Here is a 13,228-nt window from a genome sequence, read left to right as displayed (position 1 = left end):
GGGTTACACTCCGGATGAAAGCTTGAGGATCGCGTAGGTCGAGGCGAGCGCCACAGCGATCGAGAAGAAATTGTTGAGCATGATCGAGATGAGCTTCAGCTTCTCGTTATGGATGTAGTCCTCGATCACCACCTGCATGCCGATCTTCATGTGCCAGGCGCTGGCGGCGATGAAGAGCAGCAGGATCACCGCGATCGGCAGCGAGCCGAGGATCTGTGCGGCACCGGCCTGGTTGCGGCCGAGCAGCATCATGATGATCACGAGCACCGGAATCATCAGCAGCGTCATGGCGACGGCGGTGATGCGCTGGCGCCAGAAATCGGACGTACCCGAATGCGCCGCACCGAGATTGCGGACGCGGCCGAGCGGGGTGCGCATGCTGCGCTTGGGCGTATCGGTCGCGCTCATCGTCCGCCTCCGATCGCATAGGCGATGATCCAGATCAGGACCGTGAGCACGATGCCGCCGATCAGCGCGCCCCAGGTCAGGGCCTCGCGCTCATTGGGCTTGAAGCCGTAGCCGAGGTCCCACACGAAGTGCCGGATACCGCTCAGCATATGGTGCATCAGCGCCCAAGTGTAGCCGAACACGATCAGCCGGCCGATGATGCTGCCGGTGAAGGCCTGGACGTGGGAATAGGCGGCGGGGCCGGAAGCCGCCGCGATCAGCCACCAGGCCAGCAGCAGGGTTCCGACGTAGAGCGCGATACCGGTGGCGCGATGGACGATGGACAGCGCCATCGTCAGCGTCCAGCGGTAGACTTGCATGTGGGGGGAAAGCGGTCGTTCGATCCGTGCGGTCATGGGCTTTTGATGTTTATTGCGGCCCAGCAGGGGGCACGCGGGGATCGCGAAAGGTCGGCTCTATTTACGGAGTCGATTTCGCCTGCGCAATCACCAAATCGCCATAAATCGAACCGCGGTTCAGCTCTAGAGCGTTGATGATGCAAGGCCAATCAGTGGCTTGGTATACCAGCACTTCTGTCCGCCAACGAAAAACAGAATATAGATTCATTTGTTCTGAAGGGACCGATGCGCGTTGAAATTGCTATTGGAACGCCTCTAAACGGACCATGCCGTCCAAACCCGCCCGGGGCCGGTCTTTTGAGCCGCTAACGCCTTTCGGACGGCACCAAACAGCTCCCGCCCCGGCCCGTTTTGGCCCCTGTCCGGATATGCGCACCTTGCATTCCACCCCAGCCGCAAGATGTGGCGTGTCGACCGCGAGAATCAGATCGCCTAAAGCTCCGCACGCAGCTTTCCGAAGGCATGTTTCGGAGAAGTTGCGACCAGTCGCCGGGGCAGGTCAGGGGTGATTGCAGGTCTTGATATCAAGGAGATCGTCGAGCTCGCGCTGTTGCTGATCGCAACCGGCGCGCTCTCGGGATTCCTGGCCGGCGTGTTCGGCATTGGCGGGGGCGCGATTCTCGTGCCGGTGTTTTACGAATGCTTCCGGATCGCCGGCGTGCCGCTCGAAGTGCGCATGCCGCTCTGCATCGGCACCTCGCTCGCGGTGATCATTCCGACCTCGATCCGTTCGTTCCAGGCGCACTACAAGCGCGGCGCCGTCGATATGACGATCCTGCGCGTGTGGTGGCTGCCGATCGTGATCGGCGTCGTCGCCGGCAGCGTCATCGCGCGTTACGCGCCGGAGAAGCTGTTCAAGATCGTGTTCGTCTGCGTCGCCTATTCCGCGTCGGCGCGTCTCATCTTCGCGCGCGAGGGCTGGAAGTTCGGCGATGATCTGCCCAAAGGCCCGCTGATGCGCGTCTACGGCTTCTGCGTCGGTATCCTCTCGACGCTGATGGGCATCGGCGGCGGCTTGTTCTCGAACCTGCTGATGACGTTCTACGGCCGGCCCATCCACCAGGCAGTGGCGACCTCGTCGGCACTCGCGGTCCTGATCTCGATCCCCGGCGCGCTCGGCTACATTTATGCCGGCTGGCCGGCGGCGGCGACCTATCCGGCCGTCGCAGCGCTGCAAGTCCCGTTCGCGCTTGGCTACGTCTCGCTGATCGGCGCCGTGCTGGTGATGCCGATGAGCCTCGTGACAGCGCCGCTCGGCGTGAGAGCCGCGCATGCGATGTCGAAGCGAACGCTGGAGGTGGCGTTCGGCTGCTATCTGTTCATCGTCGGAAGCCGGTTTGTGATGAGCTTGGTGGGCGGACAGTGAACGGCTTCGGCTGAACTCCGCGCCACATCCTCCGCTGTCATCGCCCGCGAAGGCGGGCGATCCAGTATTCCACCAGCGCCGGTGATTGATCCGAGAGGCCGCGGCGTACTGGATGCCCCGCCTTCGCGGGGCATGACAGCGTACCGGGTAGAGGCTCCTCGCAATGACGGCGAGAGAGCAGAGCTCCCCCACTCATTTCTTCGCGTAAATATCCTTGTACGTATCCCGCAGCACGTTCTTCTGCACCTTGCCCATCGTATTCCGCGGCAATTCGTCGACGACGAACACGCGCTTGGGCATCTTGAACTTTGCCAGCCTTCCGTCGAGCGCCTTCAGCACCGCGGCCTCGGTGACGTCGGCGCCCTTGTTGCAGACCAGAACCGCCGTGACGCCTTCGCCGAAATCGGCATGCGGCACGCCGATCACGGCGGATTCGACCACGCCGGGCATGGCGTCGAGCTCACTCTCGATTTCCTTGGGGTAGACGTTGAAGCCGCCGGAGATCACGAGATCCTTGCCGCGGCCGAGAATGTGGACGTAGCCCTTGTCGTCGATCTTGCCGAGGTCGCCAGTGATGAAGAAGCCGTCGGGCCGGAATTCGGACTTGGTCTTCTCCGGCATGCGCCAATAGCCCTTGAAGACGTTCGGGCCCTTCACCTCGATCATGCCGATCTCGTCGCGCGGCAGCTCCTTGCCGGTCTCGGGCTCGGTCACGCGCACGGAGACGCCGGGGAGGGGAAAGCCGACCGCGCCGGGCACGCGCTCGCCGTCATACGGGTTCGACGTGTTCATGTTGGTCTCGGTCATGCCGTAGCGCTCGAGCACCGCATGGCCCGTGCGCGCCGACCATTCGCGATGGGTTTCGGCGAGCAGCGGTGCGGAGCCCGAGATGAACAGCCGCATGTGCTTTGTGGTCTCGCGCGACAGCGCGGAGTTCTGGAGCAGCCGCGTGTAGAAGGTCGGCACGCCCATCAGCACCGTGGCGCGCGCCATCAGCTTGATTATGAGATCGGGGTCGAGCTTCGGCAGGAAGATCATCGACGCCCGCGAAAACAGCGTGACGTTGGTCGCCACGAACAGGCCGTGCGTATGGTAGATCGGCAGCGCGTGGATCAGCACGTCCTTGTCGGTGAAGCGCCAATAGCCGACCAGGCTCAGCGAGTTCGACGCGAGATTGTCGTGCGTCAGCATCGCGCCCTTGGAGCGGCCGGTGGTGCCTGACGTGTAGAGGATCGCGGCGAGATCGTCGTTTGCCCGTGAGACGGTCGCGAATTCGCTGCTGGCCTTGTCGGCGGCTTCCGTCAGCGAGCCCTTGCCGTCGGGCCCGAGCGTCTCGACCTTGGCCTTCACCTTGGCGGCGATCGGGGCGAGGCCCTCGGCCTTGGAGGGATCGCAGACCACCAGCGACGGCTCGGCATCGCCGATGAAGTAATCGAGCTCGTTCAGCGTATAGGCCGTGTTCAGCGGCAAATAGACCGCGCCGGCCCGCACGGTGGCGAGATACAGCACGATATTGGCGACCGATTTCTCCACCTGCACCGCGACGCGGTCGCCGGGCTTCACGCCGCGCGCGACCAGCACGTTCGCCATCTGCCCGGCCCGCGCGATCAGGTCGCCATAGCTGATATGGGCGCCGTCCTGCGTCTCGACCGCGAGGCGTTTGGGATCGTCCAGACCGTCGAACAGGCGGGAAAACAGGTTGGCGTTGGCAGCTTGGTTCATGCAAGATTTCCTCGACCGCAAGGCAAACAAGGCCGGTCAAAACCGAGGGCTGGATTAGCAAAAACCGCCCCAATGAAGCAACGGAGACAGTTTGCATGACCAAAAACGGGAAACGCGTGGCCTGGGTGACGGGCGGTGGCAGCGGCATCGGGGAGGCCGGCGCCGAGGCGCTCGCGGCCGACGGCTGGATAGTCGTGGTCTCGGGCCGCCGCAAGGACGCCCTGGATACCGTGGTTGCCAGGATTGCCAAGGCAGGCGGGGCGGCCGAGGCCATTGCGCTCGATGTGTCCAACGCCGCCGAAGCCCAGAAGGCGGCCGATCAAATCGTCGCGAAACACGGCCGCATCGACCTGCTCGTGAACAATGCCGGTATCAATGTCCCCAAGCGGAGCTGGAAGGACATGGAACTGGAGGGCTGGGACGAGCTCGTCCAGGTCAACCTCAACGGCGTGCTGTATTGCATGCGCGCAGTGTTGCCCACGATGCGCAAGCAGCAGGATGGCTCGATCATCAACGTCTCGTCCTGGGCCGGCCGCCACGTCTCGAAGATGCCGGGCCCGGCCTACACCACCACCAAGCATGCGGTGCTGGCGCTGACTCATTCCTTCAACATGGACGAATGCGTCAACGGCCTGCGCGCCTGCTGCCTAATGCCGGGCGAGGTGGCTACTCCCATCCTGAAACTGCGCCCGGTGGTGCCGAGCGAGGAGGAGCAGGCCAAGATGCTGCAATCGGAAGATCTGGGCCGCACCATCGCGTTCATCGCATCGATGCCGCCGCGCGTCTGCATCAACGAGCTGCTGATCAGCCCGACGCATAATCGCGGATTCATTCAGACGCCGAACAACAGGGATTGAGACGAGCACACTGCCGTAGGGTGGGCAAAGGCGCGACGCGCCGTGCCCACCATCTACCCTCGATCGCGAATGAAGTTGGTGGGCACGCTTCGCTTTGCCCACCCTACGGCACCGGGTGCTGAGCCCGCGCTCATACACGGATGCGCCGCTACATAGTTTCACGCATCACGATAAATTATTTCCCGAAACCCCATCGCGAACCCTCCCGTAGTTCGGTCCAACGACGGCACTGCTGCTTCACGCCAAAAGGTCGCAGGCGCCGTTGTTGCCCCAACGCAAACGCCGGCCATTGCCGGTCACAATCCAATCGGGAGACTCTCCATGTCGAAGCGTATTGCCTATCTCGCTGCCGCCGCTTTCAGCGCCCTGGCCATCACCGCGACCGTCGTCGCGCCTGTCCGCGCCGAGGAGAAGACCGTCATGGTCGGTGGCGCCGCGATGTTCCCGTCCAAGAACATCGTCCAGAACGCCGTCAACTCCAAGGATCACACCACGCTGGTCGCGGCGGTGAAGGCGGCCGGCCTGGTGCCGACGCTGGAAAGCAAGGGCCCGTTCACGGTGTTCGCGCCCACCAATGCCGCCTTCGGCAAGCTGCCGGCCGGAACCGTCGACAATCTGGTCAAGCCCGAGAACAAGGCGACCTTGACCAAGATCCTCACCTACCATGTCGTGCCCGGCAAGCTCGAGGCCTCCGACCTCACCGACGGCAAGAAGATGAAGACCGCCGAAGGCGAGGAACTGACCGTGAAGAAGCAGGACGGCAAGGTCTGGATCGTCGATGCCAAGGGCGGCACCTCGATGGTGACGATCTCCAACGTCAACCAGTTGAACGGCGTGATCCATGTGGTCGATACCGTGCTGATGCCGGCGACGTAACACCGCGCGTCCCTGTTTCATCCCGCAAGCAGGATGCGACGAAACGGCGAGCCGGGGGCACCCGGCTCGCTTTATTGTGACCAAGGTCGCCCGCAGACTCGATTCGCCGTCGTGCGGGGGCGTAACGAAAGCGGAAGTATCGGCGTATATTCGGTGTCAGACGACCTTCAGGACGGAACCATCATGTCGAGCCTCACAGTCAGCGACGAGCAGGTCAGCGCCACCCCCGCCAAAGTGATCCAGCCGGCCTGGGTCCGTGTCATGCACTGGACCAACGCGGTCGCCATGATCCTGATGATCCTGTCGGGCTGGCAGATCTACAACGCCTCGCCGCTGTTCGGCTTCAGTTTTCCGCGCGAGTATACGCTTGGCGGCTGGCTCGGCGGTGGCCTGCTCTGGCACTTTGCGGCGATGTGGCTGCTGATGGTCAACGGCCTCGCCTATCTCGTCACCGGCTTCGCCACCGGCCGCTTCCGCAAAAAATTGCTGCCGATCACGCCGTCCGGTGTGCTCCACGACGTCAGGGCTGCCCTGACCTTCAAGCTCGGCCACGACGATCTCACCGTCTACAATTACGTGCAGCGCCTGCTCTATGCCGGCATCATCGTGGTCGGCGTGCTGATCGTGCTGTCGGGCCTGTCGATGTGGAAGCCGGTGCAGCTCTATTATCTCGTGATGCTGTTCGGCGACTATCCGACCGCGCGCTACGTCCATTTCTTCTGCATGGCCGCGATCTGCGCCTTCCTCGTCATTCACGTCTTGCTCGCGCTGCTGGTGCCCAAGAGCCTGCGTGCGATGATCATTGGCCGCTGATTAGGAGACCCGTTATGGCCAAGCGCTCATTCCTCATCCCCGGCGTCGACAAGCGGCTGCTGATCAAGGACTCCATCAAGTCCATGCCGGACTTCACCCGCCGCCGCTTCATCGCCGGCGGCGCCAGCCTCGGCGCGCTGACGCTGCTCACCGGCTGCGACGTCGTCGATTCCTCGTCGGCCGATACCCTGCTCGCGAAGGTCTCGAAGTTCAACGACGCCGTGCAGGCCTGGATGTTCAATCCCGACGCGCTGGCGCCGACCTTCCCGGAAAGCGCGATCACGAAACCGTTTCCGTTCAACGCCTATTACGATCTCGACGACGCGCCCGATGTCGACGGCGCCGACTGGAAGCTCGAGGTGCGCGGTCTCGTCGACAACAAGAAGTCCTGGACGCTGGACGAGCTCTACAAGCTGCCGCAGGTCACGCAGATCACCCGACACATCTGCGTCGAGGGCTGGAGCGCGATCGGAAGCTGGACCGGCACGCCCTTGCGCGATTTCCTCAAGCTGATCGGCGCCGACACGCGCGCAAAGTATGTCTGGTTCCAGTGCGCCGACAAGGACGGCTACAACTCGCCCCTGGACATGCGCAGCGCGCTGCATCCGCAAACCCAGATGACGTTCAAATACGCCAACGAGATATTACCGCGCGCCTACGGCTTCCCGATGAAGATCCGCGTGCCGACGAAACTCGGATTCAAGAACCCGAAATACGTGGTCTCGATGGAAGTCACCAACGACTACAAGGGCGGCTATTGGGAAGACCAGGGGTACAATTCGTTCAGCGGGAGTTAGGCACGCTGCTGTAGGGTGGATTAGCCCTGCGGCTGCGCGAAGCGCGGTCGCACGGCGTAATCCACCTCTTTCGTTTCCGCAGTGGCAGAAGTGGTGGGTTACGCCTTCGGCTAACCCACCCTACGGCACCGATTGCTTGGCCGGCCCCACCTTGCGTTGACACAACGCGGCCACCGCCCCCAACGCCAGCAGCGCCGCCGACACATTCAGCGCGTAACTCAAGCTGCCCAGTGCATCGGTGATCGCACCGACCACGATCGGGCCGAGCGTCTGGCCGACGCCGAACGAGATCGTCATGGCCGCGATCGCGGTCGGCCACATCTCGGGCGGATAGTTGAAGCGCACGAAGGCCGTGGTCGAGCCGACCACGGCGAAGAAGGCAACGCCGAACACGACCGCCGAGACCGCGAGCCACGCCGGCGAATGCCCCAGCATAGGCAACGCCGCGCCGAGCGCGTTGGTGCCGAGGATGATGGCGGTGGCAAGTCCGCCGCGGTCGAGCGCCAGCACGCCGCGCCAGACCCAGGGTGTGACGAAGGCGCTGAGGCCGATCAGGCTCCAGAACGCGGCCTGCGCCGCGGCCCCGCCGCCGCCGTCGCGCACATAGGCGATCATGAAGGTCATGTAGGCGATGTAGCCGGCGCCAAACAGGAAGTAGCCGGCGAGATAGATCAGCACGGGCAGAATCGCGAAGGTGGCGTGGCTGCCTTCCGAGAAACGCACCCCGCTCTCGATGCGGATCAGGAACAGCGGCACGGTCATCACGACGGACAGCAGCGTCAGCGCCCACCACACCAGCCACCACGAGCCCGGCCCGAAATATTGCAGCGTGAACGGGGCGATCAGCCCCGAGGCGAGAATCCCGATGCCGGGCCCGGCGTAGAACAGGCTCAGCAGGAAATTGGCCCGTTCCGGGCGCGACTGCGCGATAGCAGCGGCCAGCGCGCCGCCGGCGACGAAGCCGGCCGCGGCCCCTAAGCCCAGCACGAGACGTGCGAGGCTCAGCGCAACGAAATTGCCGGTCAGTGCGCAGGTGGCGAGCGCGGCGACGCAGGCGAGGGTTCCGCCGCGGATCGCCGCCGACCAGCCGACGCGCTGGATCAGCCGGGACGCGACAAGCGCGCCCACGAGGTAGCCGACGGCATTGATGGTGTTCATGAAACCGGCGGCCGAGTAGGACCAGCCGAGGTCCTCCCGCATATCGGGCAGCACCAGCGCATAGGCAAAGCGGCCGATGCCGAGCCCGACCGTCGCCGCCAGCGACAGGGTCAGGATCAGCCGCGCGGGGTGTGCGTCGGGCGGGGGACGATCAGGGGCGCGCAAGGGATACTCCGGCGTGCGCAGTGTGGCAGGCCCTGCGGGTCTTGCACAGCCGCGAGGCGGCAATGGTGTCTTGCCAAGCGCGCAACGCCGCTCTAGCACTCCGGCCGAATTCGATCTCAGAGGAAACGACCATGGCGACCCACAAATTGCTGCTGCTCCCCGGCGACGGTATCGGCCCCGAGGTGATGGGCGAGGTGAAGCGGCTGATCGACTGGCTCAATTCGGCAGGGATCGCCAAATTCGAGACCGATACCGGCCTGGTCGGCGGCTCCGCCTATGACGCCCACAAGGTGTCGATCTCCGAGGGCGACATGGCCAAGGCGCTGGCCGCCGACGCCATCATCTTCGGCGCGGTCGGCGGCCCGAAGTGGGATGCCGTTCCTTACGAGGTGCGCCCCGAAGCCGGCCTGCTCCGCCTGCGCAAGGATCTCGCCCTGTTCGCCAACCTCCGTCCCGCCGTCTGTTATCCGGCGCTGGCCGATGCCTCCAGTCTGAAGCGTGAGGCGGTCGAGGGTCTCGACATCGTCATCGTGCGCGAGCTCACCGGCGGCGTCTATTTCGGCGAGCCCAAGACCATCACCGATCTCGGCAACGGCCAGAAGCGTGCCGTCGATACCCAGGTCTACGACACCTATGAGATCGAGCGCATCGGCCGCGTCGCCTTCGAGCTTGCGAGGAAGCGCAAGAACAAGGTGACGTCGATGGAGAAGCGCAACGTCATGAAGTCGGGCGTGCTCTGGAATGAGGTCATGACGGCGGTCCACAAGCGCGAATATCCCGACGTCACGCTCGAGCACCAGCTCGCCGATTCCGGCGGCATGATGCTGGTGAAGGCGCCGAAGCAGTTCGACGTCATCGTCACCGACAACCTGTTCGGCGACATGCTGTCCGACATCGCGGCGATGCTGACCGGTTCGCTCGGCATGCTGCCCTCGGCCTCGCTCGGCGAGGTTGATGTGAAGAGCAAGAAGCGCAAGGCGCTGTACGAGCCCGTGCACGGTTCGGCGCCTGACATCGCAGGCCAAGGCCTCGCGAATCCCATCGCGATGATCTCGTCCTTCGGCATGGCGTTGCGCTATTCCTTCGACATGGGCGATCTCGCCGACAAGGTCGATGCCGCGATCGCCGCGGTGCTGGCGAGTGGCCTGCGCACCGCCGACATCAAGTCGGAAGGCACCACGGCCGCCTCGACCACGCAGATGGGCGAAGCGATCCTGAAGGAATTGCAGAAGCTGCACGCGTAGCCACAAACACTGCAATCGTAGGGTGGGCTAAGCGATAGCGCGCCCACCATTTCGATCGCGATTGCCGCGAGATGGTGGGCACGGCGCTTCGCGCCTTTGCCCACCCTACGGCTCTGCCGACGACCTCAGGGAAGCCACCTCATGGATGCCTCGCCCCGCCCCAAGATCGCGGAAACCATCATCCATGAAACGGTCCGCCAGCGCGAAGCCCAGATCGGGCGGCGCTGCGAAATCCTCGCCAACACCCGCATCGAATATGCCGCGCTCGGCGACTACTCCTATCTCGGCGAGAACTGCGAGGTCGCCGACGCGGTGATCGGAAAATTCACCGCCATCGCTAACTCGGTGCGGATCGGCGCGCCCAATCATCCGATGGGCCGGCCGTCCCAGCATCGCTTCACCTATTGCCCTGAATATTACGACGCGACTGCGAGTCGTGACCGCGACTTCTTCGCGGATCGCCGCAGTGACCGCGTCATCGTCGGCAATGATGTCTGGATCGGGCACGCCGCCATCCTGCTACCGGGCGTCACGGTCGGCGACGGCGCGGTGATTGCCGCGGGCGCGGTCGTCAGCCGCGATGTCGAGCCCTACACGATCGTCGGTGGCGTTCCCGCGCGCCCCATCCGCAAGCGATTTGACGATTCGGTCGCCGAAAGCCTGCGCCGCATAGCCTGGTGGGATTGGCCGGACGAACTGATCTTCGAGCGCCTGGGCGATTTCCGCTCCGAGGCGATCGAAGAATTTTGCAGGCGCTACGACCCGGCAGCCAACGCCTGAAGCGGACGCATCTCTCACAAACAAAAATGGCCGGGCGCGAGCCCGGCCATTTTGATTCGGTCGATCATTCCGCTCAGTACAGCGGGAAATTCCGCGGATAGCCGCCGACGTCGGCCGGCGTGCTCAGCGGCTGGCGATCGATCGGGCGGTTGTTGTTCTCGCGGGCGAAGGTCGGATAGCCGATCGCCGGCGGGAAAGCGTAGTCGGAGAACTTGCGGTCGCCCGGATTGACCTCGGTGCCGCCGTCGAGCCAGGAGCGCTTGCTCACATAGAGGCGGGTGCGACCCTGCTGATAGACCGCGTTGGGGCCGCTCGGACCGTAATAGGGCCGGCTGTTGTCGTAACGTTGTTTCTTGGTGTCTGCCGAGGCGGGTGTCGCGAGGGCTGAGGACATGGCAACCACGGCGCCGGCCGCAAGCCACATCGCCAGTTTGTTCGCGGCGGAGAAATTCGAGCTCATCACGTCCCCTTCAGGCGGCAAGCCGCCAATCGATTTCATCCCCATACTAGCCCGGCAAGGGTGGCCGCAACTAGGTCTATTGGGTCACACCAGCTCGGAATAATCGTGCGCGCTGGCAAAAGTTGCATCAATACCAGCCACTTGAGCTTGATGCCGGTTAGAGCGCGCCGCGCAATTGCGCGTTCGCCGCGCCCAGCAGCCAGTCCGACGAACCCTGGGGAGCGCAGGAGCGGCGCTTCAGCTCCGCATGGGCGAACAATTCCGCCAGCTTCGGCTCGTTGCCCGAGGTCAGGAGCGTCAGCCGGTTCAGCGTGCAGGCGATCGCCGCGCGCCGGGCGGGCAGGGTGTCGCCCTGGCAGGAGAAGCCGGAGATCTGGAGCGCCGGCTCTTCGCTGCGCTTGAGGTAGCCGAGGCACGCCCGCGCGGCCTCCGCCGTGCCGGTGGGCCGGAACAGGGCGACGGGACCGAATTTCGTGTCGATCAGGCCGGCCTGCTCGAGCGGCGTTGCGTCACCCAGGCCCATTTGGACCGCCAGGTCCGCTGTCGCCGGGCGGGTCACGTCGAATTCGCCGCCTTCGCGGTAGATCTCGAGCTCCGCCACGGGCTTGTCCGCCTCGCCGGTCCAGCGCATCACGTCCCGGCGACCGCCTTCGGGATGCCTGAGAATGACGTAAGAGGCTGTTTTTTCTGATGAATCGAGCCGACTGAGGGCGAAGGCCGGTTGCGAGCGGTCGGCCACGCTCCACCCCAGCTTCTCGGCGGGCTCATCGTCACGCAGGCTGGGCAGCTGGTCGAGCGCGGCGAGGGCGAGGATGGCAAACAGGACCAGCGCCCCCACATAGGCGAACAGGCGCGCCAGCGTGCCGACGATTTCGTCGGCGAGGGCTGCGAGCGCCAGATGGATCTGGGTAGGGGTTGCGGCCGTGCTGGCCTCTGGCGACTGCATCCACGGCCTTCAGGCATGGTCCAACGTTGTCTTGAGGCCGGTTCTCGCATAGAAGCGCTGCTCTTCCTGTTTAAGCGTCAGCTTCAGGAACGGGCTTTTTCATCGGAGAGTGAACGATGGGTTACAAAGTCGCAGTCGTCGGCGCGACCGGCAATGTCGGACGGGAAATGCTCAACATCCTCGATGAGCGCAAATTCCCCGCGGACGAGGTCGTGGCCCTGGCATCACGCCGCAGCGTCGGCGTCGAGGTCTCCTATGGCGACCGCACCCTGAAGGTCAAAGCGCTCGAGCACTACGACTTCTCCGATGTCGATATCTGCCTGATGTCGGCGGGCGGCTCGGTGTCGAAGGAATGGTCGCCGAAGATCGGCGCCGCCGGCACGGTCGTGATCGACAACTCGTCCGCCTGGCGCATGGATCCGGACGTGCCGCTGATCGTGCCGGAAGTGAACGCGGACGCGACGGCCGGCTTCAAGAAGAAGAACATCATCGCCAACCCGAACTGCTCGACCGCGCAGCTCGTGGTCGCGCTGAAGCCGCTGCACGACAAGGCGACGATCAAGCGCGTCGTGGTCTCGACCTATCAATCGGTCTCGGGCGCCGGCAAGGATGCGATGGACGAATTGTTCTCGCAGACCAAGGCCGTCTACACCAACAGCGAGCTGATCGCGAAGAAATTCCCCAAGCGCATCGCCTTCAACGTCATCCCCCAGATCGACGTCTTCATGGAGGACGGCTACACCAAGGAAGAGTGGAAGATGATGGCGGAGACCAAGAAGATCCTTGATCCCAAGATCAAGCTCTCCGCGACCTGCGTGCGCGTGCCGGTGTTCGTCGGCCACTCCGAGGCCGTCAACATCGAGTTCGAGAATCCGATCACGGCGGACGAGGCACGCGACATCCTCCGCAAGGCGCCGGGCTGCCTCGTCATCGACAAGCAGGAGCCCGGTGGCTACGCCACGCCGTATGAAGCCGCCGGCGAGGACGCCACCTATATCAGCCGCATCCGCGAGGACGCGACGGTGGAGAACGGCCTCGTGCTGTGGTGCGTGTCCGACAATCTTCGCAAGGGCGCGGCGCTCAACGCCATCCAGATCGCGGAAGTCCTGATCAACCGCAAGCTGATCAGCGCGAAGAAGAAGGCGGCGTAACGCACGCTACCGTAGGGTGGGCAAAGGCGCGAAGCGCCGTGCCCACCATCTCTCCCCGATTGCGATAGAAGTGGTGGGCACGGCGCG

14 protein-coding genes are annotated in these 13,228 nt (G+C 64.2%); 8 read left to right on the top strand and 6 right to left on the bottom strand.

Annotated elements, in window-relative coordinates:
- Positions 1–3: 3 nt before the first annotated feature.
- On the bottom strand, positions 4–408 hold the full coding sequence (sdhD, locus tag AC0L3X_RS20175; protein ID WP_063980369.1) for a succinate dehydrogenase, hydrophobic membrane anchor protein: 405 nt from the start codon (positions 406–408) through the stop codon (positions 4–6).
- Positions 405–803, bottom strand: coding sequence for a succinate dehydrogenase, cytochrome b556 subunit (sdhC, locus tag AC0L3X_RS20170; RefSeq protein WP_028151914.1), 399 nt, complete (start codon positions 801–803; stop codon positions 405–407). Before sdhC ends, sdhD begins: the two co-directional genes overlap by 4 nt.
- Positions 804–1,311: 508 nt before the next feature.
- Here sdhC and AC0L3X_RS20165 point away from each other — a divergent pair.
- Positions 1,312–2,172 (top strand): sulfite exporter TauE/SafE family protein, encoded by an 861-nt coding sequence (locus AC0L3X_RS20165; RefSeq protein WP_063980370.1) that lies wholly within the window; start codon positions 1,312–1,314, stop codon positions 2,170–2,172.
- A 192-nt stretch (positions 2,173–2,364) separates the two neighbouring features.
- Here AC0L3X_RS20165 and AC0L3X_RS20160 read toward each other — a convergent pair whose 3' ends face one another.
- Positions 2,365–3,894: a malonate--CoA ligase gene (locus AC0L3X_RS20160; protein ID WP_063980371.1), complete on the bottom strand. Its 1,530-nt coding sequence runs from the start codon at positions 3,892–3,894 to the stop codon at positions 2,365–2,367.
- Between the two features lie 95 nt (positions 3,895–3,989).
- Here AC0L3X_RS20160 and AC0L3X_RS20155 point away from each other — a divergent pair, with 95 nt between their 5' ends.
- The 4 genes from AC0L3X_RS20155 to AC0L3X_RS20140 all read left to right on the top strand — a co-directional run bounded on the left by AC0L3X_RS20155 (position 3,990) and on the right by AC0L3X_RS20140 (position 7,237).
- Positions 3,990–4,751 (top strand): SDR family oxidoreductase, encoded by a 762-nt coding sequence (locus AC0L3X_RS20155; RefSeq protein WP_063980372.1) that lies wholly within the window; start codon positions 3,990–3,992, stop codon positions 4,749–4,751.
- A gap of 321 nt (positions 4,752–5,072) precedes the next feature.
- Positions 5,073–5,627, top strand: coding sequence for a fasciclin domain-containing protein (locus tag AC0L3X_RS20150; protein WP_063980373.1), 555 nt, complete (start codon positions 5,073–5,075; stop codon positions 5,625–5,627).
- A 183-nt stretch (positions 5,628–5,810) separates the two neighbouring features.
- The gene (locus AC0L3X_RS20145; RefSeq protein ID WP_014490675.1) at positions 5,811–6,440 is read left to right on the top strand and encodes a cytochrome b/b6 domain-containing protein; all 630 of its coding nucleotides are present in this window, start codon (positions 5,811–5,813) and stop codon (positions 6,438–6,440) included.
- Positions 6,441–6,454: 14 nt separating this feature from the next.
- On the top strand, positions 6,455–7,237 hold the full coding sequence (locus AC0L3X_RS20140) for a molybdopterin-binding protein (protein WP_063980374.1): 783 nt from the start codon (positions 6,455–6,457) through the stop codon (positions 7,235–7,237).
- Positions 7,238–7,357: 120 nt separating this feature from the next.
- Here AC0L3X_RS20140 and AC0L3X_RS20135 read toward each other — a convergent pair whose 3' ends face one another.
- Positions 7,358–8,560, bottom strand: a complete 1,203-nt coding sequence (locus AC0L3X_RS20135) for a YbfB/YjiJ family MFS transporter (protein ID WP_063980375.1) — start codon at positions 8,558–8,560, stop codon at positions 7,358–7,360.
- Between the two features lie 131 nt (positions 8,561–8,691).
- Here AC0L3X_RS20135 and leuB point away from each other — a divergent pair, with 131 nt between their 5' ends.
- Together leuB and AC0L3X_RS20125 are read left to right on the top strand one after the other, a co-directional pair.
- Positions 8,692–9,804, top strand: coding sequence for a 3-isopropylmalate dehydrogenase (leuB, locus tag AC0L3X_RS20130; RefSeq protein WP_231143761.1), 1,113 nt, complete (start codon positions 8,692–8,694; stop codon positions 9,802–9,804).
- 141 nt (positions 9,805–9,945) lie between these two features.
- A complete protein-coding gene (locus AC0L3X_RS20125) occupies positions 9,946–10,584 on the top strand; it encodes a DapH/DapD/GlmU-related protein (protein WP_231143762.1) in 639 nt (212 codons plus the stop codon).
- A 73-nt stretch (positions 10,585–10,657) separates the two neighbouring features.
- On the opposite strand, the gene AC0L3X_RS20120 is transcribed toward AC0L3X_RS20125, so the two are convergent.
- Complete coding sequence (locus AC0L3X_RS20120) at positions 10,658–11,044, bottom strand: hypothetical protein (protein ID WP_028158592.1); 387 nt, start codon at positions 11,042–11,044, stop codon at positions 10,658–10,660.
- A 157-nt stretch (positions 11,045–11,201) separates the two neighbouring features.
- A complete protein-coding gene (locus AC0L3X_RS20115; RefSeq protein WP_063980377.1) occupies positions 11,202–11,990 on the bottom strand; it encodes a hypothetical protein in 789 nt (262 codons plus the stop codon).
- 116 nt (positions 11,991–12,106) lie between these two features.
- Here AC0L3X_RS20115 and AC0L3X_RS20110 point away from each other — a divergent pair, with 116 nt between their 5' ends.
- Positions 12,107–13,141: an aspartate-semialdehyde dehydrogenase gene (locus AC0L3X_RS20110; protein ID WP_063980378.1), complete on the top strand. Its 1,035-nt coding sequence runs from the start codon at positions 12,107–12,109 to the stop codon at positions 13,139–13,141.
- The last annotated feature ends 87 nt before the right edge of the window (positions 13,142–13,228 follow it).

It is taken from the genome of Bradyrhizobium sp. MI1.7, from assembly GCF_055811795.1.
Note: the sequence above shows the minus strand (reverse complement) of the source record. Positions and strands in the feature narration are given on the sequence as shown.